Origin of the sequence: Trinickia terrae, assembly GCF_005144415.1 — a bacterium.
GTDB classification, from domain to species: domain Bacteria; phylum Pseudomonadota; class Gammaproteobacteria; order Burkholderiales; family Burkholderiaceae; genus Trinickia_A; species Trinickia_A terrae.
In genome coordinates, this window is sequence record NZ_SWJE01000002.1 from 33,042 (window position 1) to 57,698 (window position 24,657).

Here is a 24,657-nt window from a genome sequence, read left to right on the forward strand (position 1 = left end):
CACGATGCGCGCGGGCCGCGATTCAGGAAGCATACGCGCATCGCCGCCGCCGTGGACCCGCGCGGCGGGATGTTTTGCGGCCGGCCGCTTGCCGGCGCGCGATCGTCGGTACGGCGTCATGCTCAAGCGCCCGCAACGACGTTCCAGACCCGCTCGAGGGCGGCGTTCTCATTGCTCAAGTCGCGGTAGAGGCGGATCTCGAGCGGCAGCGACCAGGCGGCGCCGCCGGCCTCCACGAGCGAGCCGTCGGCGAGCTCGCGCGTGACCGCGCTCTTGGGCAGCCAAGCGGCGCCATGGCCTTGCAGCGCCATTTTTTTCAGGAGCTCGGCCATGTCGGCTTCGTAGACCGGATGCAGCCACGCATGCGCCGGCCCGCGCTTCTTCACGAGACCGAGGCAGCGCCCGAAGAACGAGTCTTCGCTGTAGGCGAGCAGCGGCACGGGACGCGCCTTGGTGCCCGGCAGCGCGTGCGCCGCCTCCCCGCGCGAGCGCGGCGCGGCGAGCGGCGCCAGCACGTCGCGCCCGATCGTCACGTGGGCGAAGCGGTGCGGATCGAGCCGCAAGGGGAGCTCGGGATGGTGGTAGGCCAGCAGCAGGTCGCAGTTGCCGGAGACGATCATCTGGATCGCCTCGTGGACGTCCAGCGCCACGACGCGCGCGCTGATCTCGCCGCAGCGCTCGTTGAGCGACGAGAGCCAGGGCGGCAGGAAGTTCAGCGAGATGGTGTGCCCGGCCGCGATCTGCAGGGCGATGCCGGGCGTGCGCTGCTGGTTGCGGATCATCGAGCGGGTGTCATAGACGAGCCGCAGAATCTCCTCGGCGTTCTCGCGCAGCAGCTTGCCGGCCGAGGTCAAGGGCGGCGGATAGGCGCTGCGGTCGATCAGCTCGGCGCCGATCCACTCTTCGAGCGACTTGATGCGCCGGCTGAAGCCGGACTGCGTGACGCTGCGCGCTTCAGCCGCGCGCGAGAAGCTCATGTGCTGCGCGAGCGCGAGAAAGTCTTCGATCCACTTGATTTCCACGATCCGATCGGCTCCGAGGGTGTCCATGACCGAGGTCGAAAACCGGCCATTGCGCCGTGGGTGCCCAATACGCCGAAAAAAGTTGCGGCCGATTGCGAAAATAAGAACTCAGGGATGAGCCGCGCCTTCCAGCGCCCGCGCCACGCAGCGCTTCGCAAGGATAGCAGTCGGATCGACGAGCGCCGCGCGCGCGCCGTCCAAGCTCTCGAACTCCGGCTCGGGCAGGAGCAGGGGCAGCTCCGTGCAGCCGAGGATGATGGCTTGCACGCCTCGTTCGGCGAGCTCGGCGGCGGCGGCGCGGATGTCCGCGACGCACTGGCCCGAAGTGAACCCGGCCTTCACGCCCTTCTCCCCATAGATCGCGTTCATCACCCGCGCTTGCAGCTCCGCGCCCGGCACGACTTCGTACAAGCCCTGCGCCGCGAGCGCCCGGCGGTAGACGCCGCTCGCCACGGTGCCCGTCGTCGCGAGCACGCCGACCTCGCGCAAGCGCGGAAACCGCTCGCGCAGGTAGGCGACGGTCTCCGTCAGCATGTTGACGATCGGCACCGACAGGCGCGGCTGGATGCGATCCACGTACGCGTGCGCCGTGTTGCACGGAATCGCGATGATGTCGGCGTGGCCCGCCTCGAGCTTCTTGCAGGTCGCGTAGAGCGAGAGCGTCGGGTCGGGACCGTCGCCGACCAGGTAGCCGGTGCGGTCCGGGATCTGCGGATTCTGCTCGACGATCAGCTTGATGTGGTCCTGGTCGCGCGCGGCCGGTGTGCTGGCGACGATCTTCTGCATGAAGTCGACGGTCGCGGCCGGCCCCACGCCGCCCACCACGCCGACCTTGAAGGGCCGCCGGCTCGGGCCGCCCTCCCAGTGGAGCGCGTGGCGCGCGTAGATCGAGTTGGTGTCGAGGATCGGCGCGGCAAGCGGCGCGAGGCGATTGGCGATCAGCGCGATTTCGGTCGCGCCCGGCACGATCACCTCGGCGCCTTGCGCGACGAGGTCGGCGCACGCCTCGTCCAGAAGCGCGATGGGCAGGCCGAACAGCTGGCCGCTGCGGATGCCGTGCTCGCCGTAGACGGCCTCCGTCACCCGGTCGCCATCGTCACGGCGCGGATGCAGAACTTCGAACCCTGGGCTCGCGAAGTAGCGCTCGAAGAGCCGCGCCTCGCGCGTGGCGGCCGTTGCCAGCACGCCGATGCGGCGCGCGCGGCCCGACGCGGCCCGGCCTGACGCGGCCCGGCCTAATGTGCGCAGCACATGGCTGCGCACCGCGTCGATCATGTCGACGATGACGAGCGGCGAGTTCGCCTGAAGCTCGTCGATGAAGGTATGGGAAAAGAAGCAAGGCAGGATGACGGTGTCGATGCCGCGCCGGGCGAAGTCGAGGATCGCGTCGATGAGGTAGAGCTTGCGCTCCGTCATGCATTCGCCATCCGGGGCGAGCAGCGCGGCCCCGCCGAACGGCCGCGGATCGTAGGCGATCTCGACCGGCTCCCGTTCCCCGCCGCCCGAGCTTGCCAGCGCGAGCTTCGAGGCAACATCCGCGCTCCCGAGCGGACCGAACCCGCCGATCACACCGAACGAGCGGCGGCCCTTGCTGGTCATCCAATGATTCATCACGTCTCGTTTTTGTGCCAGCCTGGTCTATGCCAGGCCGTGATTCAAGGCTGGGACGAATAGTAAGGAAGAACAAACTCATTCTCCATGCTGGATGCGCATGTGGCGATGCGGATTCAGCATAGGATTGCAAATTGGGTCGAGGACAATCGACGTCCCGCATTTGCTGGACGACCCTCCAATCCTCCCCGACATGATTCACATCCTGATTGCCGACGACCACGCTCTCATTCGCGCCGGACTAAAACAATGCATCGCGTCGACCGCCGACCTCGTCGTGGCCGGCGAAGCGGCCAGCGGCAGCGAAGTGGTCGACAAGCTGCGCGGCATGCAGGCCGACCTGCTGCTGCTCGACATGTCGATGCCCGGCATCAACGGCATCGGCCTCATCAGGCGCGTGCGCGCCGAGCATCCCGCCCTGCCGGTCCTCGTGCTCAGCATCCATAGCGAAGCGCTGATCGTGTCGCGCGCGCTGCGCGCCGGCGCGAGCGGCTACGCCAGCAAGGACAGCGACCCCGACACGATCCTCGCCGCGATCCGCAAGGTCGCGGGCGGCGGGCGCTTCATCGACCCGAAGCTCGTCGACGCGATCGTGTTCGAGCAAGGCGAGAGCGACGCGCCGCTGCACGCCGCGCTGACCGACCGCGAATTCCAAGTGCTCCAGCTGATCGCCGCGGGCAAGAGCATCAACGAGATCGCCGATTCGTTCGCCTTGAGCGCCAAGACCATCAGCACGCACAAGATGCGCCTCATGCAGAAGCTCAACCTCGCGAGCAATGCCGAGCTGATCCGCTATGCGATCAAGCATGGCCTCGTGCAGGAGTGACGGCCGCGCTTGTTGCGCCGGCGCCAAGCCTCGAGGTCGGAATTGGCGGATTGTTCTATCAGGATTGCCTTACTTTTCACATCGAACCCGGGACTATCCCGCCCGGCCCCAAAGCGCGCAAACCCAGTCGGCACAAGCCACTCAGGGCATCGCGGCGGATGGCTTCGCATTTCTGTACGGCGCTTCGCAACTTCGGGGTCGTTGCGAAGCCGCGCATGGCAGCGCATCCCGATGCGCATCTCGCGGCACTAACGGACAGAGAGACAGAAAGCAATCGAGCCAGTCAGCCGTGACCGGCCGGCACTCAGCCCCAAATTGGAGAACACCGTGCGATTTGCCCTGGTAACCGACGACCCCGTGTTGAGCGCCAACCTGGCCGACTGCTTCGCTGACGACGCGATCGTCCTCGAATCGTTCAGCGGCGAGCTGCCGCTGATGCGCGCGATGCGCGCAACCGTCTACGACCTCGTGCTGATCGACGCCAAGAACAGCTCGATGCTCGTCAACTCGCTGCTGTCCTGGCGCAATTGCAACGCCGACCTCTCCACGCCGATCATCGTCCTCACACCCTTCTCCAACTGGAGCGCGATGCTGCGCTGGGTCAACGCGGGCGCCACCGACGTCGCGAATCGCTTCGATCTCGAGCAAGTGCGCCTGCGCGCGCACGTCGTGATCCAGCGCGAGACGCACGAGACCAGCAACGACGAGATCGCGCTCGGCGGCTATGCCCTGCGCCGCGACATCGGCGTGCTGACGCTCGACGGCGCAGAGATCGCGCTCACGCCGCGCGAGTTCGCGATGGCGTGGCTGTTCTTCTCGAACGCGGGCAAGTTCGTGAGCCGCGCGCAGATCGCGGGCGGCGTATGGGGCGCTTGCGAGGACGTCGCGACGCGCTCGATCGAGCAGCACGTCTACAAGCTGCGCAAGAAGCTGCGGCTAGCGGGCGAATCGCGCGTGAGCCTGAAGACGGTGTATGCGCTGGGCTACAAGCTGGATGTGGCGGTGCAGGCCGGGGCGCAGGACGATGGGGTGCGAGAGGAAGCGGTCGCGGTGAAGACGGTGACACCTGAGCCGGCCGCGCCTCAGCCGGCCGCGCCCAATGTCGTGCGCTTTGCGCGGCCCGTGCGGTTCGCTGCCGAATCCGTCGCTTGACCCCGCCTGCTCACGACGCGACGCTCGCCGCTGCACCGGCGGCTTCGACCGCCTCGCGCAGCGGGCCGCCGCGCTCGTCGCGAGCCAGCATGGCGAGAATCGCGGCGCTGCGTTGCGCGAACACGCACAGCATCTGCGACGAAGCGGCGAGCCGCGTGATCTGCGCGAGCGTGAGCGCGGCGACCACGTCGGCCGCTTCGCCGGACAGGCCCAGGCACTCGATGCCCGCCGCCCGGTCTTCGAGCAGGAGCCGCTGCGCCATCGACAGGTACAGGAAGTTGATCTCGCGAATCGAATCGAGCGTATCGCTGAAGTTCATTTCGAGCGCCTCGCAGCCAGCGTGAATTCGAGGGAGATACACGCAACAGCACACCAAAAGCACGGAAAAAGCGATGTCTCGCGAGCGTGCCCGCTTGACGATTTCATCTTAGACGCGCAGCCGGCGCCGAAAAGTCAGGGATCCCGGAAAATGGGAGGCCTCCAGGCTGAAGCTCGTATCAGGAAACCCTGACATTCGATTCGGATCTCGGGCGCGCCGCGACTCTCTATCATTGCAGCAGCCCCGCTGTCCGAGCCGACGGCATCGGCCCGGCGCCTCGCCGACCGGCCCGGACGCCACCGCCTCATCATGGTCGGCAAGACCGCCCACGCTCCCGGCGTCAAGATTGCGGGCCCTTTGCCGTTAAGCAGAGACCATGATTCGTACCTTCGTCTCGCAGATGTCGATGGACAGGCGCTTTTGCATCCATGTCGGCATCGCGCTCGCTCCGATCGTCGTGCTGTCCTGCTGGCTGCTCGCGCACGAGTGGACCGCCTTCAGTGGAGCGAACCTGGCGCTGCGCAGCTTCGACAGCGTCCGCAGCGCGCTCTTCGCGATGGAGAAAGTGTCGGCCGAACGCGGCCCGTCCAACGGCGCGCTCGGCGAGGACCTGCCGCTGCCGGCCGCGCGCGCCGCCGCGCTCGATGCGGCCCGCCGCGAAAGCGACCGGCGCCTGGCCGCGCTCGTCGACGCCTTGCGGCGCAACGGCTGCCCGCGGTGCGACGACGACGCCGGCGCAATCGAGGCGCTTGAAGCCGATCTCGCCGCGGCCCGCGCGAACATCGACCGCCTGCTGCGTCTGCCGCTCGCCAGGCGCGGCGACCGCGCGCTCTCCGAGGCAGTCGACCAGATGATCGCGATCGTCCCCGAGTTCCTGCCCATCGTCGCCGCGCGGACCTCGGACATCGTCGCCGCGGACCCGTACACGCTCAACAGCCTAATCCTCGCGAAACTCGCGGCCGACTTGCGCGAGCAGGCCGGCCAGCTCGGCTCGCACTTCACCAGCGCGCTCGCGATGAACCGCGCGCTCGCCGAAGACGAGCGCTTCGCGCTCGAGCGCGGCGAGGGCCGCATCGAGCAACTGCGCTCGATGATCAACTCGCGGCTCGTCGCGCACGCCGACGTGAACCCGCAGGCCGCGGCCGCGCTCAACGACGAGTACTACGGCGATGGCCTTCGCTACGTCGACGCGGTGCGCCTGCTCGCTGACCGCCCCGGCGGCGCCGGCCTCACGACGGCCCGGTTCGCCGCGCAATACGTGCCGACGATGCGCTCGATCACCGGCCTTCGCGACAGCGCGCTCGGCCACGCCGAAGACGCCCTGCGCGCACACCGGCGCCACGCGCTAGGTATCCTGGCCGGCACGGCGGCGGGCGTGGCGCTCCTGCTCGTCGCGCTGATCTGGGCAATCGCCCGCTTCCGGCAACAGGTGGTGAGCCCGTTCGTGAAGGCGACCGCCCTCATCGAAGCCATCGCCGACGGCGACCTGACGACGGAAGTGCCCACCTCGTTTCGCCGCCACGAGATCCGCGGCATGTTCGACGCGATCGCCGTGCTCAAGCACCACAGCGCCGAGCGCGCCCGGCTCGAGCGCGAACGCGCCTCGCTCATGGAGGAGCTCGCGACCATGGCCCAGACCGATCCGCTCACGCACCTCCTCAACCGCCGCGCCTTCGAGACCCGCGCCCGCGCGCTCTGCGCCGAGGCGCAGGCCGCGGGCGACCCGGTCGCGATGATCATGTTCGACATCGATCACTTCAAGCACATCAACGACACCCACGGCCACGCGGCCGGCGACGACGCCCTGCGCACCGTCGCCGAGCTGTGCCGCAAGCACTGGCGCCAATCCGACGTGGTCGCGCGGATCGGCGGCGAGGAGTTCGCAGTGGCCGCGCGCGTTTCCGCCGGCGGCGACGCCTTCGCGCTGGCCGAGCGGCTGCGGCGCGGCATCGCCGAGGCGGCGGTCCCGGCCGACGGCGCGCCGGTCTGCAAGGTGACGGCAAGCTTCGGCGTGGCGCTCGCGAGCGCGCGCGACGAGGCCGACGTCGCGCAGCTTCTCAAGCGCGCGGACCACGTGCTCTATCAGGCGAAGCTGGCGGGACGCAATTGTGTGGTCGTGGATCCGGGCTCGCCGGCGCTCGATGGTTCGGCTAGGTCGCCGAGCGTTGTCAGTTGAAGGTCGAAGGGTCGCGAGGTTTAGGTTGTCGTGCAACTTAGGCTGTCGTGCAACTTAGGCTGTCGTGCAACTTAGGCTGTCGTGCAACTTAGGTTGTCGCGCAACTTTGATATCGCGGCGGTGCGTATAGTCCGTCCCTCCCCGGGACCGGGGTCACTTTGGTCTTGCCCAAAGTAACCAAAGGCGTGTCCTGGGCGGACGGCCTGGCCCGTTAGCACTCAGTCCTGCCAGCGATAGCGGTCTAGGGCAAGCGTCACCGCTCGCCGCGCGGCCCGTTCGCACGTGGCACCGAATGGCCTTGCAACGAAACAAATTGAAGAGTTCGATTTGCCTGCGCCGCATCCAAGGCACGCCTCTTCAGGTCTTCCCTGACCGCCAGCATTGATTTGATTCGAATCTGAGTAATCCCGTGCCGCGTGCTAACGGGACGCACGGCGAGCGATAGCGGTAGCCCCTCGACCGCTATCGCCAACAGCACTGAGTGCCTCCGGGACAGGCCGTCCGCCCAGGACACGCCTTTGGTTACTTTGGGCAAGACCAAAGTGACCCCGGTCCCGGGCAGGGACGGACTATACGCACCGCCGCGATATCAAAGTTGCACGAAAACCCAAGCAGCAAGCCTCAATGCATCGCCAACTCAAGACTCTCGCTAAAACTCGCACCCGGCATCGGCCTGCCGAACAGATAGCCCTGCGCCTTGCCGCAGCCAAGCTCCACGAGCGTGTCGGCCTGCGCCTGCGTCTCGATGCCCTCGGCGACCACCTCGAGCGACAGCGCCCCCGCGACCGAGACGATCGCCTTCACGAGCGCGCGCATCTTCGCGTCGCCGTCGACGTCGCGCACGAACGAGCGGTCGATCTTCAGCATGTCGATCGGAAACTTGCCGAGGTAGCTCATCGACGAGTAGCCGGTGCCGAAGTCGTCGATCGCGATGGCAACGCCCATGCGGCTCAGATCCTCGAGCGAGCGGCGCACCGGGAAGCTGTCTTCGAGCAGCAGGCTCTCGGTGATCTCGACCGTGAGCCAGCCCGCCGCGCAACCGGTCGCCGCGAGCGCTTCGCGCACGGTCTGGGCGACGTCGTTCATGACGAACTGGCGCGCCGAGACGTTGACCGAGACGCGCAGCGGCATGCTCGCGAGCGCATTCCAGCGCACCGCGCAGCGGCACGCCTCGGCGATCACCCAGGCGCCGATGTCGACGATCGTGCCGTTGGCCTCGGCCACGCCGATGAACTGGTCGGGCGCGAGCCGGCCGCGCGACGGATGATCCCAGCGCAACAGCGCCTCCGCGCCGAGCAGCTGCCCGCCGGGGAGCGCGACGATCGGCTGGAACAGCAGCGCGAGCTCCCCCTGCTCGCGCGCGGCGCGTAGCGCGTGGCCCAGTTCGAGCCGCTCGGACGCGGCGCGCGCGGCGGCCGCGTCGTGAAAGCAGAAGCGATTGCCGCCGTTCCTCTTGGCGAGGTACATCGCGGCATCGGCATAGCGGAGCAATTCGGCGGCGTCGGTGCCGTCCTTCGGATAGCGGGCCACACCGATGCTGGCCGTGACGAACACCTCCCGCCCCTCGATGTCGACAGGCCCCGATAGCGCCACGAGCACGCGGCTCGCGAGAAACGCGAGGTCGAAGTCCTCGTCGGAGAACGACACGACGATCGCGAACTCGTCGCCCCCCAAGCGCGCGACCATATCGGCCGGCGACAGCGAGCGCGCGAGACGCTTGGCGACCTCCGCGAGCAGCCGGTCGCCGCACGCATGGCCCAGCACGTCGTTGACGTCCTTGAAGTCGTCGAGGTCGAGCAGCATCAGCCCGACCTGGGGACTCGGGCCCGCGCCGCTGCCCGCCTTGTGCAACATCTTCTCCAGCCGCTCCAGCAGCAGCGAGCGATTCGGCAAGCCCGTGAGCGCATCGTAGAGCGCGAGCTGGCGCAACTGCTCCTCGACCCGCACGTGGCGCGTCACGTCGCGCGCGATCGTCAGCACGCCGGAAATGCTGCCGTCGAGGTCATATTCGGGCGTCGCGCGCACCGAGAAGTGCGTGGCCTCGCCGGACTCCGAGACCCTGCTGATTTCGATCTCATCGTCGTTGCCCGTTTCGAGGATGCGCTGCAGGCGCGCCTGGTAGCGCGCGGCGAGCTCCGGGTCGAACGTGCTGGTCTCGGCCGGCGTCTTGCCGAGGAACTCCTCCGGCGCGATCTCGCAGATGCGCGCGAAGGTCAGGTTGCCGTAGACGCGGCGGCACTGCCTGTCGTAGCGCACGATCGAGTCCGGCGAGCTTTCGACGAGCGTGTGGTAGTCGTGCGCGCGCTGATGCTCGGCGCGCTTCTGCTCGGTGATGTCGTAGCTGTAGCCGTGCCAGATCGTGCAGCCGTCGGCGAGACGGCGGCCCCGGCAATGCGTCACGATCCAGCGCGCGCCCTTGACCGGGTGGTCGATCCGGTATTCGGCGCAGCCGGCGGCCGGATCGTCGATCGCATCGTCGAAGGCGCGCAACAGCTTGGGCAGGTCCCGCGCCTCGATCAAGCGATCGAGCGGCTTCAGGCTCTTGGCGACCTCAGCCGGCGTGCAGCCGAACAGATCGACGATGCCGCGGCTCGCATGAGGCATGCTGTCATGCCCCGCGCGGTCGCGCCGGATCGTGAACAGCATGCCGGGGATGGCGTCGGAGAAGGTCGCGAGCTGCTGCGCGACATCGGCCTGGGCGCGCCAGGGCGCGAGCCATTTTCTGAACAGCCGGGCATGCCCGGCTGCGTACGCGCCGAGGCACAGCGCGCCGCCCGCGCCGAGCGCGAGCATCGCTGCCGGCGTAAGGCTCACGATGACTGTCATGGAGAGTGCTCGTAGCGGGCTTGTTCGATTGGAAGCACTTCGAGTCGAGCGCGTTCAACGTCCATAAGGAGGTATTACGGCAGGTCGCGCCCGCTTCCACAGGGATCGCACGCTTCGAGGACCCTGAAAATACGGTAGGGATATCCCTACCGGAAAAATAAAGCCGTCGCAAGACGGCTTGGAAAGGCTCCGGCGTGGAGCGTCCCGAGGGACGCTCCCGAGCGGCGCCGGAATGCGCTGCGCTCGCGGCCGGAAAATCAGGAATCCAGACGCACCGGCTTACTGCGTGTCGCGGCTCGCGCCCACGGGCTCCACGAAGCGCACGCCCGAGGCCGCGCGCAATTCGCCGATTTGCCGCTCGACGTCGCCGCGCTTGGCCGCCGGGCCGAGCGAGTACACCCCGTTCTCAGTCGGGCCCGCGACGATCTGCAGGTGCAGCGGCACGAGGAGCGCCTGCAGGCCTCCCGCCGTCATGGCCGGATCGACGACGAGCCGGATCGTCGCGCGCGACGCGGTGCTGTCCGGCAACGACAGCGTGCGGTACACCGCCGACGCATGGCTGCCGGCGTCCGACTGCGAGCTCAGCACCGCGACGCCGCCGGTCTCGAGCACCAGCAGCGCCGCCAGGCCATAGGCGATGGCGGCCCAGCGGTTGCGCGGCGCGCGTGCGCCCGACGCCGCCGGCGCGGCCTGCCGGGGCCGCTCGTCGATCTGCAGCAGGAGCCGGGCGACGCCCTGGTCCGCCGACGGCCCCTCGATTTCTTTCGCGTTCATCTGCGAGAAGAGGCCGCGCTGGCGCGCGAGCTCCTCGCGGCACGACTCGCAGCCGGCGAGGTGCGCTTCGACTTGTGCGCGCTCCGCCTCGGGCAACGTGCCGTTGACGAGCCACGGCAGCATTTCCCACGCGTGCAGATGCGTGCGTTCGACATCGACTGGAATTTTGTTCATTGGTCTACCTCAACTGATCCGCCGGCAAGCACCGGCATCACGTTGCGCAGCTTGACGCGGGCATGAAACATCCTGGCTTTCACCGTCGTGAGCGGCGCGCTCGTGATCTCCGCGATCTCCTCGAGCGAATGCCCCATCACATAGGCGAGCTCCATCACCAGGCGCTGCTCCGCTGACAGGCGCGCAAGCCCCTTCGTCACCCAGTCGGCGAGCTCATGGTCGGCAAACGGCTCGCTCGCGCGGTCGTCGGCGTCGCCCAGGAGCGGCTCGTGCTGCATGCCGCCCTGGCGCAGCGTCTTCAGCGTGACGCGATAGGCGATGCCCATCAGCCACGTCGAGACGCGCGCCTGTCCGCGAAAATCCGCGGCCTTCTGCCAGACGACCATGAACGTGTCGTTGATCACCTCTTCGATGAGGTCGTCGCGCCGCGTGAAGCGGCCGAGGAAGCGCACGAGCCGCCGGTGATACTCGCGGTAGAGCGCCGCCAGCGCGGCCTTGTCGCGGCGCATGATGCGTTCGAGCAACGCGATGTCGTCGGCATCGGCGCTGCGCGCGGCCCCTCTCCCAGGTGTCACTTCGTTTATCAACATGATGCAGTTAGCGATCCGCCAAACGGGATGGTCCACTGTAGGTACCCACAGGCCAGGGAAAAGTTGCGGCCCGCCGCGAAAATCCCTGCGGCGGGTAGTGGCATTCACTTTGCGCCCTGCGCCCCGCAAGGTTCGATAGGCGCGCGCGGATTTTCTCGTAGGGATTTCCTGATGCCGCCAGCCCCCCCCGGGCGCCGGCCCAGGCGGCGCGCCGGGAAATTTCGCGGGCGTCCCTACCCGTTCGCTCTCGCCAGGGATGAAGACATCGCCCGATCGCTATCGTTGGGGCTGAACGATGCGTCCTATGCCCGGTCCACCAACGGCCCATGACGTGTCGTCGCGCGGCGAAGATCGGCCTGCCTGCCGGCGGGGCCCGGTTCATCCTCACACGACGAGGTCATTCATGAATCTTTCTATCGATAACTCTCTCGGCTCCTCCTCGGCGCTTTCGTTCCATTCATCGGGCAGCGCGCAATCGGGCGGCGGCCAGATCCAGCAGCTCGAGCAGATCCTGGCGGAAGTCCTGCAAATGCTCGAACAGATGCTGAAGCAATCCATTCAGACGCAAAACCAGCAAACCGGCATGGATTCGAACGGCGGTGGCGGCGGCTCGCCCGCCGGTGCAGGTACCGGCGCCGGCGGCGCAGGCGGTGCGACCGGCGCGAGCGGTCCGGAAGCCGCGGGCGGCGCAACGGGCGCAGGCGGCGGCCAGGATCCGATGTCGCAGTTGAGCTCGATGCTCGGCCAGATCCAAAACATGCTCGACCAGCTCAAGGGCTCGCAAGGCCAGTCCGGTGCGGATCAAGCCGGCTCGGGCGCGAACAGCGGCGATCAGAGCCAGTTGATGCAGATGATCGGAGAGATCCTCCAGATGATCGAGGAGCTGCTGCAGCAGATGCAAGGCGGCGGCTCGAGCGGCACAGGTAACGCGAGCGGCGGCGGCGGCACGCAGGGCGCGGGCGGCGGTGGCGCTCCGAGCGGCGCCGGCGGCGCGTCAGGCGCAGGCGGTGCGACCGGCTCGGACGCGGCCAACGGCGGCGGCCAAAGCCAGGCCTCGCAGCTCGACTCGATGCAGCAGCAAGTCAACCAGCTCCAGCAGCAATTGGATCAGATGCAGAACGGTCAGGGTCAGCAAGGCCAGCAGACGGGACAGAGCGAACTGCAGCAGCTCGAAGCGATCACCAAGAAGCTCGAGCAGGCCGTGAAGATGATGGAGAACCAAGGCACGCCGGGCGCCTCGGGCGTCTGACATCGATGCGGCGAAGGCCGGCGCGCAACGCCGGCCTTCGCCGTTTCACGCGAACGAACAGACTCAAAGGAACCAACATGGGTGCAATCAAACATGCGGTTGACAGCATCGGTCACGATATCGCGCATGTGGCCAAGGACGTCGTCCACGGCGTCGAGACGGCTGCCAAGGACGTCGGGAAGGTCGCCGAAGGTGTCGCCAAAGGCGTCGAGCAGGTCGGCAAGGAACTCGCCAAGGACGTGGCGCACGTTGCCACGGACGCGGCCGAAGCGGCCGGCGCGCTGATGGAAGGCCACCTCCACCAGGCCTTGAACAAGGCCATGGATGCGGGCAAGGATCTCGCCAAGACGGCCTACGACGCCGGAACCGCCGGAGAGCAGGCGACGGTCGACTCGCTCGCCCACTCGCATCTGAGCAAGAAGCTCGACCGCGCGATGAACAAGGCCGAGAACGGCATTCAGAAGGTCGGCAAGGGCATCGCCACCGGTGTCGGCATGGTCGAGAAGAACCTCGCGCAGGACGTGGGCAAGGTCGGCAAGGACGCGCTCAAGGTCGGCGGCGACGTGGTTCACGGCCGCTGGCAGCAGGCGCTCGACGACACCGTCAAGACCGCCGAAGACGGCTTCAAGACCTACGCCGATGTCGCCACGTCGGCGAGCCAGGCCACCGTCGACTCGCTTGCCAGCATGCATCTCGGCAAGGGCTTCGACAAGGCGATGGGCAAGGTCGAGAAAGGCTACGACGCAGTCAAGAACGATGTGGTCAAGAGCGTCGATCAGGTCGGCGAACAGGTCGTCCAGGGCACCGAAGGCGCGATCAAGGGCACGGTGGCGGCTGTCAACGACGCCGCCCACGGCAAGTGGGGCGCGGCGATGGGCGCGCTCGGCAGCGCCGGCATGGACGCGCTGAACGTCGCCGCGGACCTCACGCCGGAAGGCGCGATGGCATCGGTCGGCGCGAACGTGCTCGCCAACGCCCACATCGGCAACGCGCAGCTCGACGGCGCGATCGCAGGCGCCCTGCACGGCAACGTCGCGCAGATGGCCAAGGGCATCGCGAAGAACGTCGGCGAGATGGAAGTCAGCAACCAGGTGCAGAGCAAGATCATCGATCCGGTCATGTCGAAGCTCATGCCGCAAGGCGGGGGCGAAGGCAGCGCGATGGGCTGGACGGCCGCGGGCATCGCGGCCGGCGCGGCGGCTGACGGACTGAGCTCGCGGCACGGCGGCAGCGGGAAGTTCTCGCTGGGCAGCGGCTTCGGCAAACTGGGCGGCGGTTCGGGCAAGCTCTCGCTCGGCAGCAGCCTTGCCAAGCTAGGCGGCAGCTCGGGCGGCAAGTTCTCGCTCGGCGGCTCCGGCAAGGTCTCGGTTGCCGAGCGCCTCGGTCTGCGCAAGGGCAGCAGCAAGGTTCATCCGGCCGAAACCGAAGATGCGCAAGCGCAGAAAGAAGCCAAGCCTCGGAAGAAGGAAGACGCCAACGAGAATGCGCAGAACGCGGCCAACAATACGCTGGCCAGCAACCCGGCGACGAGCGGAGCCAGCTCCGCCGACCAGGAGCAGTTGATGCTCGAGATGTTCATGCTGCAGGCCGGGATGGGCTCGCACACGAGCGGCGCCGACAAGCGCCGCGCCGAGTTGACGGGCGACAGTTGATGCAAGCGAGGGGGCTTGTCCCCTCGCTTGCTGTCTTTTCCTCCCGTCTTCTCGCCGTGTGAAGGCTCAGCAGTTCGAAGCAAAAAAAACCGGCGCATCGTAGATACGCCGGTTTTTTTGCTTTTACACGAGAAACGAGGAAGGCCTCACCTCGCTATCACGTATGCGACTTCCGCAACATCCGCCTGAAGCACAACACAACCGCGGCAGTCGCAACAACGATGCAGGCCGACGAAACCAAGAACGCCAGATCCGTCTCCTGCGATGCGTTCCTTGCGTCGTAGATTCCAACGAGCCAGCTCCATAGCGGATTCGAGAAATTGAGAGCTGTGTCCGGGTGCCTGATCCACCAGATCGCGTTCGAGAAGATCGAGACCACCAACCAAATTGCGATCGCAAAGTATCCGAGCAGCTTTTTCATGACACGATCAGTTCGGCGTACGCCTTGAGCGCAGAACCCGGAACCGAGACTTTCGGCGCATCAGAAAATATGGCACGGATGCGAGTCCAATCATTCATATTTTCGATGGTGATACATCCCTCGCTGATACCCAAGTGGCCTTTGGGGTGCAATCTGAACTGACTTTTGCAAACCTTCCTTAACAGAAACGACCAAAAGTAAGCAGCCCCCATGCAACATTTAGTTAAAGCTTCTTAGTGGTCGAGACCAGTTGTGGCGAAAACCATCCCCAAGCAAATCATCGCACCAGCTGACGACGGTACGCAGACAACGAAGTGACGCCCCCAGACAAAATGAACAGTACGTTTGATCCTCGAGCTAGCTCGCCAGTGCGGATGTCCTCTATCAATCCCGCGAAAGCCTTTCCGCTATAGACAGGGTCGAGAAGAATCGCTTCTTTGCTCGCCACTAGTGCGATTGCCTCGATTGCCTGCTCGGTTGGAAGACCGTAGCCAGAACCCAGTTGATCTGCGCGGATCTGCACTGCGCTTTCGGGGAAATCGGAATCAGCGGCGAGCAACAAGGCCGTCTCACGCAGCTTCGCGAGTGTATTTGCTCGTGCCTCGCTCTCATCCGAGAGAACAGTAAAGCCGCGGATCCGTGTGAAGTCGCCGTCCGAGATTGCCGCACCTGCGAGGAGGCCTGCTTGCATTCCCCCACTGCCATTTGCCATGAGTATCTGCTTGAATCGGAATCCAGCCTCCTTTTCTTGCTGCGCGATCTCGTAGTATCCGTTGACGTAACCCAGACACCCAATAGGACTCGATCCACCAAGCGGACAGAAAAAAACGCGCGAGCCGTTGGTTTCAAGTTCATTGATTCGGTCTTGTGCGAATGCGACTGGATCAACTCCTTCAGCAAGATCGTGGATGGTGGCGCCAAATAGGCGGTCAATGAGGACGTTGCCGTTGCGCGTGTAATCTTCGTCGTCGCGGTCGACCATCCTCGAGAGAACGAGTTCGCACTTCAGGCCTGCGCGAGCTGCTGCTGCCGCGGTTAGCCGAGCGTGGTTCGATTGCTTTCCTCCTACCGTGATCACAACATCGGCCCGCTCCTTACATGCTTGGCCGATAAGAAATTCCAGTTTGCGCAGCTTGTTTCCTCCACCACCAATCCAGTGGACATCGTCTCGCTTGACAAAAATGTTTGCGCCGCCGAGGTAACGGCTGAGCTTCTCCAGAGGCTGAATAGGGGTTGACGTTGCGTCGAGCGAAAAGCGAGGAAACCCCGCGAGTTGAGGCATATTCAAGTTCAACGAAAATCTCCAGACAGATTAGGTGTTTGAGATGCAGATTGTGACGAGCGATTTCTGACCGAAAAAAACGATCGTGCTTTTGGCTTGAGCATCATTCCGGCTCGCAAGCACTTCCACGGCAGGTCGGACGGGTCGGCGGCCACAGGTCCAAGTGCTTTCGCGACAAGCTCGTATCCAGTATTTTCGCTCATTGCTCGCGCTCCGCAGGAACCAGAGGTCGTGCGGCTCGTTTTTCCTCGGCGCGTACGAGCAGAAAGTCTGCCCCCTTCTTCTCCTAATTTTCTTTCTTACTACCTAGGCCATTGCACGAAACGGGAAATAAAATTAACCTTCCAGAAGAATATTATCGATATGGCATGATGAGCATATTTCGGCCCTTGCCGAGGAGGTTTTCCAGATGTCGAAGCGAAACACAGACCTTGATGAAATTGATTTAAAGATTTTGCGTCTGTTGCAAGCAAATGGACGCCTCACGAATGCCGAAATTGCCGCTGAGATATCGCTTTCTGCGCCGGCCTGTTGGAAGCGGCTTAAGCGTCTTGAGGAAGATGTTGTGCAAGGGTATCACGCGACGCTTAATCAGAAGGCTCTAGGATTAAAATTATTTGCCTTTGTCAATATTATGCTCGACAATCATTCGGAGAAGTCAATGCGCGCTTTTGAGGCCGGCGTAATGGCATTTCCAAATGTGGTCGCCTGCCATAATATCTCGGGCCGTTATGATTATCTCTTGCAAATCGTGGTGCACGATATGGAAGAATTTCACGAAGTGGCGATGCACAAAATCAGAGTTTTGGGGAACGTGAAAGAGATATGCACCAGTTTTGCGATCAAGGAAATTAAGCGTTCGCCTAGATTGCCGGTATAAGAGGCGTTAACAAAATGAGTTTTCCAGTTGTCGCCAGCATATGTGCGACAGGCCAGTGTCAGAAAGGCTTGGTGGATGAAAGCCAGGTGCTCGAAGCGGATGCGCAGTCGCCGGAAGTTGTGAAGCCAGGAGATGATGCGTTCGCGGAAGACAAGAAGCTGCACGTTCCGCTGGAGGCGTTGGGCGCTTACACCGCATGACGTGGCTTGAGTTCACCGGAGGAATGCTGCCCCCAACGGCGAGCTACACCAATTTCGGCTCGCGCCCCCTACGCGCCGCCCTGCACGCCCGCCCTTCCCGCGTAATCCGAAAGGTCACCGTCCCATCGACGTCGCTCACCGGCGACCATCCATTGCGCCTCATCAACTCCAGACAAGCGCGATTTCCGGCATCCACCGCCGCCAGCGCTTCCGTCCGGAAGCCGAACAGCCAGTCGAGCGCCGACTCCCAGAGCCACGCCCAGCGTCCGTGATAGTCGGGCAGCACCGCGATGTGCACATATCCGCCGTCGTAGATGACGCCGCCGATCGGCGTGTCGTCGTACACGAAGCCGATCGAGCGGCACCCCTTGTAGCGCTCGATGAACCTCTCCTTGCTGAAGACCTGCCGCACGTCGATCCCGGACGCCGCGTAGTGGCTCGCATCGGCCTCGTAGTAGACCCCGAGGTCGAGGTGATCCGTCATTCGGAGCCGCCGCATGATCAGTCGGACTCCCGGGACGCCACGGGAAGCACGGGACAATTCACGCACGACCCGGCGGGCAGCGGCGCCTGCTCCGGCGTCTGCATCGACACCTGCGGCAAGGCCTGCCCCGGCCCCGCCGAGATGATGCGCGGCGTGAGCAGGAAAAGCCGCTGAAACTTGCTGCCCGTATGGCTCTTGTACTGGAAGAGCTTGCCGATCAGCGGAATCTTCGAGAGGCCCGGAATGCCCGACTTGCTGTCGTCGGTGTTGTCGACCTGATAGCCCGCGATCAAGAGGCTCTGCCCCTGCTCGATCAGCGACTGCGTATCGATCGTGCTGTTGCTGACCACAGGCAGGTTCTGCACCGTTTGGCCCGTGAGCTGGCCGTCCTCGATATGGATGTCGAGCCGGATCTGCGGATTGCCCTGGTCGAGAACGATGCTCGGCAGCACGCGCAGCGTCACCCCCGCCGATACGCTGTACAGGTCGCCCGATTGGTAGCCCTGCACCGGCACGTAGAAGGTCTGCTTGTTGTCCATCACGGCCTCGACGTTGTCGAGCGTCGCGACCTTCGGGCTCGCCGTGATGCGCGCATTGTCGCTCTGCTCGAGCGCGCTGATGCGCGAGAGCAGATAGCGGCTCGCCCCGCCGATCACCGCGGTCAGCACCGCGCCCTGCGGCGTCGCGAGAATGCCGGCCGCCGACGTGTTGTTGGGATTGTTGAAGCCCTGCGGATTGAGCGAGTCCGGGTTGGCCGCCTGCGCGTTCTGCGCGTTGCCGGTCTCGAGATCGAAGTGGCTGTTGTGGAGCCGCCAGTCGACGCCGAGCTGCTTCAGCCCCGTCTCGGTGATCTCGATGATGCTCGCGTCGATCTCGAGCACGCCGGGGCGCTTGTCGAGCGAGGCGATCAGCTTCTCGAACGCCGGCATCGCCTCGGCGCGCGCGCGGATCAGGATCGCGTTGTTGCGCTGGTCGGGCTGGATCACGGGGTTGTCGGCGTGCGGGGCGGGCGTGTCGCCCGCGCCTGCCGCGCCGTCGGCGGGCAGGCCCGGCGGCTGCCCCGCTGCGCTCACCTGCGCATAGTTCGCGGGCAGCGGCGGCGGGTTGTTGCGGTCATACGCGTTGGAGCCGCCCGAGCCGCCCGAGCCGCCAAAGAGGCCCGGCAGCGTCGGTATCCCGCCGCCCGTCATGGTGCGTCCGTAGCCCGGCGCGGGGCTCGCGGTATCGAGGCTGTGCATCTTGTAGGCATCGGCGCGCGGCGCGGCATCGGTGCGCGCGCCATTGCCGCCCGCGCTGTCCGGATAGAGGCTCCTCAGCACCGACGCGACGCCCGGCACCAGCATCGACTGGCCGTTGATCGTGATCGTGCGATCGGTCGCCCACGCATAGTGCAGCGGGAAGCTGCGGATCTGCGGCGCGTCCGCGCGCTCGACGTCGCGGTCGATCAGGTGCGCGACGTCGGTGGCGAGCTCCACCATGCGCGGCGGACCGGAGACGAGGGCCGTGCCGGTGGCGTCGTCGTAGAGCACCGGAAAGCGCGGATCGGTGACGTTCAGGCGCGCGAGCGCGCGGCGCAGGTCTTCGGTCGATGCGTGGGTCAGGCCGATCGTCGCGCTCTTCGCCTCGTTCGGGCCCGACACGCGCAGCACCGCGCCGTCGTAGTACCAGATGAAGCCGAACGAATCGGCCATTCGATCGAGGAAGCGCTGCGGCGTCTCGTCGAAGCGGCCCGTCACGGCGCCGTCGACTTGCGGCGAAATCCACGTGATCACGTTCTCGCTCGCGCCGAGATCGCGCAGCACTTCCTTCAAGTCCTTGTGGTCGGCGACGTACTGGAAGTGATTCGACTTCCACGGAATCGGCTTGGCCCATGCATCAGGCACGTTGACGCCGAACCCCATCACCATCGCCAGGACGAGCGCGCGCGCGCGCCGCCGCTTGCCTGCACAGCCATTCATCTCATGCGCTCCACGCGAAATCGAAGGGGGATCAGCGCGCATGCGCGACGATCGTTTCCGACGGCGATTCGTCGAAGTACTTGCGATAGCCCTTCGCGAGCGTCGAGCGGCTCTTCAGGCCCCAGCGGGCAGCGGTATCGAACACCGCGGGCGCCGGGCCGTTTTCCGCGAGCAGGTCCTCGCGGATGCCTTCGAGACGCAGCGAGCGGATCAGCCCGCACGGCGTCACGCCGAGCGCGCGCTTGAACACGAGCTGGATCGTGCGCATCGTCACGTCGAGCTCGGCGGCGACCTCGCGCGTCGTCAGGTCTTCGCGGTCGATGTTTTCGACAATGTAGCGATAGGCGCGCCGGTACTTGGCGGGCAGGCGCGCGGCGACGTCGTCGCTCGCGGCGTTCGCGCGCTGGCGCGTGCTGTGGGCGGCGCGCAGCGGCGGCGCTTCGGTGCGCAGGCAGCGCAGCGCCTCGGCCGTGTAGTGCGAGTAGAACTTGAGGGCCTCGGCCGCGTTGCCGCGGCGCGCGGCCGCCTTCGAAAGGCCGTACAGGTAGTCGACATTGCGGCGCTGCTCCTCGGCGTTGCCGGGCGGCATGCGGTCCATGATGTCGGCGGCGATGTCGTCGAGGCCGCCGGCGAGCGCGGCCAGCATCATGTCGAGGTTGGCATGGAACACTTGCCGCGTGCTCACCGCTCCGTGACGCGCACGCGCCGCGAGCAGTTGCGCCGACGCATGGCGCTCGCCGTTCGCGAGGCGCGCCATGCCGAGCAGCTCTTCGCTGCGCCGCGCGTGGATCGCGGGACGCGAGGCGATCGCCGAAGCGGGCTCGGGACGCGTGCGGCCGCCAGGCCCCATCGACGAGCACGCCAGCGCCGACTGCCAGAACGCGTGATCGTTCAGGGCGCGCGCGGCGCGCACTTGCAGACGCACGTCGAACTCTTCGGCGAGCAGGTCGATCATCAGGCGATAGCGCGGCTCGCTGCAGGCATCGGCGAGATCGGCGGCTTCGATGAGCGCGTCGTCGGCGGCCTGCTGCTGCGCGAGCTGATGATGCGCGAGCGACATGCCGACATAAGCCTCGATGCGCTCCTCCACTTGCGCGTCGGCTTGAGCCGCGATGCGCGCGAAGCTGCGCTGCGCGACGCTCAAGCGGCCGAGCATCAGCGAGGTCCAGCCCGTGTTGCGGCACGATTGCACGCGCAGCTGCACGTCATCCTTCCAGATCATCTTCTGTGCGCGGCGGTAGTACTCCTCCGCTTTCTCGGCGTCGTCGATGAGCATCGACACGTCGGCGAGCGCCGTCAGTTCCTCGTTGCTGCGCTCACGCTGCTTTGCGCCATTGCCTGCGCCGTTGCGCGCCGCGTCGGCCGCATCGTCGACCGTGCAGTAGGCGCGCGAGAAATCGCCATCGAGAATGGCCGCCGTGTAGCGCGGCAAGGTGTTGCGGAACTTGAGAGCGGACAGCAACGCCATATAGACCGTTGGATACATAGCTTGATTCTCTTGCGAAGAGACCCCGTCTGGATTCGGCCGACCGGGCATGGACCGTACATCGGCGCATTTGCGTACATATTTGCGAAGCGCCTTTGTTGGAATCCATATTAATCATGCTAGGGAGAGGCAATTTCAACGATCTCCCCTACATCCACAACAATCTTCACAACGCGCTACAACAACGCTCAACTCAACAATCCTCAATCCTCAACGCAATCTCAACGCCGTCTCGCCTCAACCATTCTCAACGCCTGGAAGCCCCGCCGGACGGGGCCGCCAGCGCGGCGGCCTCGTGCAGGAAGGTATCGAGCCTCAACGAACCGGCGACCTGCTGCGCAAACACCGCGACCAGAAAAATCAGCATCAAGAGACCGACCGCGCCGCGAATCGGCTGGCTCAGCGACGAAGGCTCGAGCTTGTCGGCGGCGCGCGTGAGAATCCCGATCGCGAGATCGATGAGGACGAGCGCGAGCATGATTGGCATGCCGAGCTTCACGGTCGCCGTCATGATCGAATCGGTGCGCGCGACGATGAACGATTCGGCGATGCCGCTCATCGACGGCGTGATCGACGCAAGCGGCCACCACTTGAACGATTCGAACAGCGCGCCGACGAGGAAGGTCATGCCGCCGCTCACGTAGAAGAGCGTCACCGCGAGCTGCATGAGCGTGTTGGAGATCGGCGTGCTCTGGTCGCCGCGCAGCGGGTTGGTCATCTGCACGCTGTTGTAGCCGGCGACGTCGTCGATCAGCGTGCCGACGCATTGCGCGATCCAGAACACCGTCGAGGCCGCGAAACCGAGCACGGCGCCAAGGAACATCTCCTTGAGCGACAGCACCATCAGCTGCGCGGAGCCGAGGTCGTCGTAATGGTGAGCAGGCTGCGCCGCCGCGACGAAAATCGCGAGCACGTAGATGATGCCGTTGCGCGCGAGCCCCGGCAGCATCTCGCCGCTCGTCGCGGGCAGCATCTGGAACACCACGGCGATGCGCACCGCGCTCAACGCGAGCGTCAGAAAGAAACCCTCGTAGTCCCTGAACAGATCTGCGAGCGCCTGCCCGAGCGCCAGTCCCTCATGCATTCGATTCTCCGCGTCTCATGCGCGCGGCCGCGGTTTCGGCCGCTTCTTCGTCGGTGCGTTCCTGCTCGCGGCGCTGCGCGTCCGCGATGGTTTTCTTCAGTTGCTCGCGCGCGGCGTCGACCGACGCCTCGGCGCGCCGCACGCTCGCCTTCAGGCGCTCGACGGCGCGCTGTTGCTCGTCGGCCGCCTCGCTCGCGCGGCGCACGCCGTGCTTCGCCTCCTCGACCGTCTGCGCAAGCGGCGCGCGATAGACGTCGTAGTCGAGATAGGCCGACGGCGACAGTCCACGCGGATCGGCAAGCATGTTCGCGATCTTCTCTTCGTGGGCGAGCTGCTGGCGCTTAGCGTGGCTGGCCTGCGCGTTCGCTTCGGCGAGTTCGGTAAGCAAGCCCTCGTGATGCTGCCGCGCTTGGGTGAGCTCGTCTTCCAGCCGCTCCTTCGCTCGCTCCTTCGCCTTGACGACGACCTTCCATATCTGCTTCAGCGCGCGGCTCATCGTGGGTTCCTTCGCTTGTTTCTCTGCTTTTTCTGGCGGTTTGTTGGTTTGCTGCTTGGGTTTTTGTGAAAACTTTGAATTCGCGGCGGTACGTATAGTCCGTCCCTCCCCGGGACCGGGGTCACTTTTGTCCTTGCCAAAAGTAACCAAAAGCGCGTCCTAGGCGGACGGCCTTGGCCCGTTAGCACTCAGTTCTGTTGGCGGTAGCGGTCGATGGGGCTACCGTCATCGCTCGCCGTACGACCCGTTAGCACGCGGCACTGAATTGCTCAGATTCGAATCAAACCAATACTGATGGTCAGGCAAGGTCCGAAGGCGCTTGTCTTGCGATGCATGCTTCATGCGCTCCTGCTAACTTTCAATCGTGGGTGACATAGGGCGCAGAAAAACCGATGTCTTCCATTTGTTTCGCCGCAAGGCCATTCCGTGCCACGTGCTAACGGGACGCACGGCGAGCAAAAACGGTAGCCCTCAGACCGCTATCGCCTACAGCACTCAGTGCCTCCGGGCCAGGCCGTCCGCCTAGGACACGCCTTTGGTTACTTTGGGCAAGACCAAAGTGACCCCGGTCCCGGGGAGGGACGGACTATACGCACCGCCGCGATATCAAAGTTTTCACGAAAACCTAAACCTAACGCCGCTCCGAATCGCCCCCCCACCACAGTTACCAACCCTCATTCGACAAACCCAACAAGCGCACCGCGCGTCTCTTCGATATCGGCCAGCTCATCAGTACGCTGGCGCACGAACGCTTCGATCTCTTCGTGCAGCTCGATCGCCTCATCGGCGGCGGGATCGCTACCGGGCTTGTACTCGCCGATCTGCAAGAGCATCTCGATCTCGTCGTACTTCGCCATCAGCTTGCGCATCCGGCCCGCCCCCGAGCAATGCTCGGGCGAGGCGATCTGCGTCATCACGCGCGAGAGGCTGTTGAGGACATCGATGGCCGGATAGCGGTTGCGCGCGGCGATCTTGCGCGACAGGATCATGTGCCCGTCGAGAATCCCGCGCACTTCCTCGGAGATCGGGTCGCCACCCTCCTCGTCTTCGTTGAGCACCGTGTAGAGCGCCGTGATCGAGCCGTCGCGGCCCATGCCCGCGCGCTCCAGGAGGCGCGGCAGCTCGGCGAACACCGAGGGCGGGAAGCCGCGGCGCGTCGGCGGCTCGCCGGCCGAGAGGCCGATCTCGCGCTGCGCGCGCGCAAAGCGCGTGAGCGAATCCATCATCAGGAGCACGCGCAGGCCGCGGTCGCGGAAATACTCGGCGATCGCCGTGCCCACGTAAGCGGCCTTGGCGCGTTCGATCGACGAGCGGTCGGAGGTCGCGCAGACCACCACGCTCTTCGCCATCCCTTCCTCGCCGAGGATCAGCTCGATGAACTCACGCACTTCGCGGCCGCGCTCGCCGATCAGCACGATCACGTTGACGTCGCATTCGGTGCCGCGCGCGAGCATGCCGAGCAGCGTGGACTTGCCGACGCCCGCCGCCGCGAAGATGCCCATGCGCTGACCTTCACCGAGCGCCATCAGGCCGTCGATCACGCGCACGCCGGTCGGCAATTGCGTTTCGATCATGCGGCGTTCGAGCGGATCGGGCGCGTTGGCCGACACCGGCACGTAGGTTTCGGCCTCGATCGGGCCGCCGCCGTCGATCGGCTCGCCAAGGCCGTCGAGGATGCGGCCGAGGATCCCCTCGCCGACGGGCACCGAAAGCGGCCGGCCGCTGCCCGTCACGCGCGTGCTGCGCGAGAGGCCGGTCATGCTGCCGAACGGCGCGAGCAGCGCATGCTGACGCGCGATGCCGACGACTTCCGCTCGCTGCATCAGCGTGCCGTCCGCGTGGCGCAGCTCGCAGAGCTCGCCCATCTGCACGTCGAGCCCCCCCACCTTCACGAGCGTGCCGACGGCCTCGAGCACCTTGCCGTAGCGCTCGCAAGACGCGCCCGGCGCGAGCGCCGCTTCGAGGCGGTCGGCGAGATCGAGGATCGTGGCCATG

General features: G+C 65.6%; 22 protein-coding genes and 1 pseudogene. 6 read left to right on the forward strand and 17 right to left on the reverse strand.

Features of this window, described 5'->3' with window-relative positions:
• Window positions 1–122: 122 nt before the first annotated feature.
• Both FAZ69_RS03280 and cuyB read right to left on the reverse strand, forming a co-directional pair.
• Entirely contained in the window at window positions 123–1,022 is a 900-nt protein-coding gene (locus tag FAZ69_RS03280; RefSeq protein WP_136892867.1) for a LysR substrate-binding domain-containing protein, read from the reverse strand.
• A 108-nt stretch (window positions 1,023–1,130) separates the two neighbouring features.
• On the reverse strand, window positions 1,131–2,633 hold the full coding sequence (cuyB, locus tag FAZ69_RS03285) for a cysteate racemase (RefSeq protein ID WP_240702099.1): 1,503 nt from the start codon (window positions 2,631–2,633) through the stop codon (window positions 1,131–1,133).
• A gap of 193 nt (window positions 2,634–2,826) precedes the next feature.
• Between cuyB and FAZ69_RS03290 the strand changes: the two genes are divergently transcribed.
• Both FAZ69_RS03290 and FAZ69_RS03295 read left to right on the forward strand, forming a co-directional pair.
• A complete protein-coding gene (locus FAZ69_RS03290; protein WP_136892533.1) occupies window positions 2,827–3,459 on the forward strand; it encodes a response regulator in 633 nt (210 codons plus the stop codon).
• Window positions 3,460–3,786: 327 nt separating this feature from the next.
• Window positions 3,787–4,611, forward strand: a complete 825-nt coding sequence (locus FAZ69_RS03295; protein WP_136892534.1) for a response regulator transcription factor — start codon at window positions 3,787–3,789, stop codon at window positions 4,609–4,611.
• A 10-nt stretch (window positions 4,612–4,621) separates the two neighbouring features.
• Here FAZ69_RS03295 and FAZ69_RS03300 read toward each other — a convergent pair whose 3' ends face one another.
• Window positions 4,622–4,930 carry a flagellar transcriptional regulator FlhD gene (locus tag FAZ69_RS03300; RefSeq protein ID WP_136892535.1) on the reverse strand — a complete coding sequence of 103 codons (309 nt, stop codon included), beginning with the start codon at window positions 4,928–4,930 and terminating at the stop codon, window positions 4,622–4,624.
• Window positions 4,931–5,306: 376 nt separating this feature from the next.
• Between FAZ69_RS03300 and FAZ69_RS03305 the strand changes: the two genes are divergently transcribed.
• Window positions 5,307–7,106 (forward strand): GGDEF domain-containing protein, encoded by a 1,800-nt coding sequence (locus tag FAZ69_RS03305; protein WP_240702100.1) that lies wholly within the window; start codon window positions 5,307–5,309, stop codon window positions 7,104–7,106.
• A 621-nt stretch (window positions 7,107–7,727) separates the two neighbouring features.
• Here the strand turns inward: FAZ69_RS03305 and FAZ69_RS03310 are convergent.
• From FAZ69_RS03310 to FAZ69_RS03320, 3 genes are all read right to left on the reverse strand, one after another.
• Window positions 7,728–9,932 (reverse strand): putative bifunctional diguanylate cyclase/phosphodiesterase, encoded by a 2,205-nt coding sequence (locus tag FAZ69_RS03310; protein ID WP_136892536.1) that lies wholly within the window; start codon window positions 9,930–9,932, stop codon window positions 7,728–7,730.
• A gap of 279 nt (window positions 9,933–10,211) precedes the next feature.
• The gene (locus FAZ69_RS03315; RefSeq protein ID WP_136892537.1) at window positions 10,212–10,880 is read right to left on the reverse strand and encodes an anti-sigma factor family protein; all 669 of its coding nucleotides are present in this window, start codon (window positions 10,878–10,880) and stop codon (window positions 10,212–10,214) included.
• On the reverse strand, window positions 10,877–11,470 hold the full coding sequence (locus tag FAZ69_RS03320) for an RNA polymerase sigma factor (protein ID WP_136892538.1): 594 nt from the start codon (window positions 11,468–11,470) through the stop codon (window positions 10,877–10,879). The genes FAZ69_RS03315 and FAZ69_RS03320 overlap by 4 nt, the downstream gene beginning before the upstream one ends.
• Window positions 11,471–11,873: 403 nt before the next feature.
• Between FAZ69_RS03320 and FAZ69_RS33155 the strand changes: the two genes are divergently transcribed.
• Both FAZ69_RS33155 and FAZ69_RS03335 read left to right on the forward strand, forming a co-directional pair.
• On the forward strand, window positions 11,874–12,719 hold the full coding sequence (locus FAZ69_RS33155) for a hypothetical protein (RefSeq protein WP_169708539.1): 846 nt from the start codon (window positions 11,874–11,876) through the stop codon (window positions 12,717–12,719).
• A gap of 77 nt (window positions 12,720–12,796) precedes the next feature.
• Complete coding sequence (locus tag FAZ69_RS03335; protein WP_136892540.1) at window positions 12,797–14,371, forward strand: hypothetical protein; 1,575 nt, start codon at window positions 12,797–12,799, stop codon at window positions 14,369–14,371.
• A 157-nt stretch (window positions 14,372–14,528) separates the two neighbouring features.
• Here FAZ69_RS03335 and FAZ69_RS03340 read toward each other — a convergent pair whose 3' ends face one another.
• The 4 genes from FAZ69_RS03340 to FAZ69_RS03355 all read right to left on the reverse strand — a co-directional run bounded on the left by FAZ69_RS03340 (window position 14,529) and on the right by FAZ69_RS03355 (window position 16,277).
• Window positions 14,529–14,792: a hypothetical protein gene (locus FAZ69_RS03340; protein ID WP_136892541.1), complete on the reverse strand. Its 264-nt coding sequence runs from the start codon at window positions 14,790–14,792 to the stop codon at window positions 14,529–14,531.
• Window positions 14,789–15,004 carry a tlde1 domain-containing protein gene (locus tag FAZ69_RS03345; protein ID WP_136892542.1) on the reverse strand — a complete coding sequence of 72 codons (216 nt, stop codon included), beginning with the start codon at window positions 15,002–15,004 and terminating at the stop codon, window positions 14,789–14,791. Before FAZ69_RS03345 ends, FAZ69_RS03340 begins: the two co-directional genes overlap by 4 nt.
• 65 nt (window positions 15,005–15,069) lie before the next feature.
• Entirely contained in the window at window positions 15,070–16,086 is a 1,017-nt protein-coding gene (locus tag FAZ69_RS03350) for a D-cysteine desulfhydrase family protein (protein ID WP_240702101.1), read from the reverse strand.
• Window positions 16,083–16,277, reverse strand: coding sequence for a hypothetical protein (locus FAZ69_RS03355; RefSeq protein WP_136892543.1), 195 nt, complete (start codon window positions 16,275–16,277; stop codon window positions 16,083–16,085). The genes FAZ69_RS03350 and FAZ69_RS03355 overlap by 4 nt, the downstream gene beginning before the upstream one ends.
• A 206-nt stretch (window positions 16,278–16,483) precedes the next feature.
• Between FAZ69_RS03355 and FAZ69_RS03360 the strand changes: the two genes are divergently transcribed.
• The gene (locus FAZ69_RS03360; RefSeq protein ID WP_136892544.1) at window positions 16,484–16,954 is read left to right on the forward strand and encodes an Lrp/AsnC family transcriptional regulator; all 471 of its coding nucleotides are present in this window, start codon (window positions 16,484–16,486) and stop codon (window positions 16,952–16,954) included.
• 6 nt (window positions 16,955–16,960) lie between these two features.
• Here FAZ69_RS03360 and FAZ69_RS03365 read toward each other — a convergent pair.
• The 7 genes and pseudogenes from FAZ69_RS03365 to sctN form a co-directional block, all read right to left on the reverse strand.
• Window positions 16,961–17,097, reverse strand: a pseudogene (locus tag FAZ69_RS03365) (IS5/IS1182 family transposase); the annotation flags it as partial.
• Between the two features lie 100 nt (window positions 17,098–17,197).
• The gene (locus FAZ69_RS03370) at window positions 17,198–17,638 is read right to left on the reverse strand and encodes a GNAT family N-acetyltransferase (RefSeq protein WP_136892545.1); all 441 of its coding nucleotides are present in this window, start codon (window positions 17,636–17,638) and stop codon (window positions 17,198–17,200) included.
• A 17-nt stretch (window positions 17,639–17,655) separates the two neighbouring features.
• A complete protein-coding gene (sctC, locus tag FAZ69_RS03375; protein WP_169708540.1) occupies window positions 17,656–19,596 on the reverse strand; it encodes a type III secretion system outer membrane ring subunit SctC in 1,941 nt (646 codons plus the stop codon).
• Window positions 19,597–19,627: 31 nt separating this feature from the next.
• A complete protein-coding gene (locus tag FAZ69_RS03380) occupies window positions 19,628–21,082 on the reverse strand; it encodes a helix-turn-helix transcriptional regulator (RefSeq protein WP_169708541.1) in 1,455 nt (484 codons plus the stop codon).
• Between the two features lie 247 nt (window positions 21,083–21,329).
• Window positions 21,330–22,166, reverse strand: coding sequence for a type III secretion system export apparatus subunit SctT (gene sctT / locus FAZ69_RS03385; protein ID WP_136892547.1), 837 nt, complete (start codon window positions 22,164–22,166; stop codon window positions 21,330–21,332).
• A complete protein-coding gene (locus tag FAZ69_RS03390) occupies window positions 22,159–22,662 on the reverse strand; it encodes a hypothetical protein (protein ID WP_136892548.1) in 504 nt (167 codons plus the stop codon). The genes sctT and FAZ69_RS03390 overlap by 8 nt, the downstream gene beginning before the upstream one ends.
• 674 nt (window positions 22,663–23,336) lie before the next feature.
• Window positions 23,337–24,656, reverse strand: a complete 1,320-nt coding sequence (gene sctN, locus FAZ69_RS03395; RefSeq protein ID WP_136892549.1) for a type III secretion system ATPase SctN — start codon at window positions 24,654–24,656, stop codon at window positions 23,337–23,339.
• Window position 24,657 lies beyond the last annotated feature (1 nt).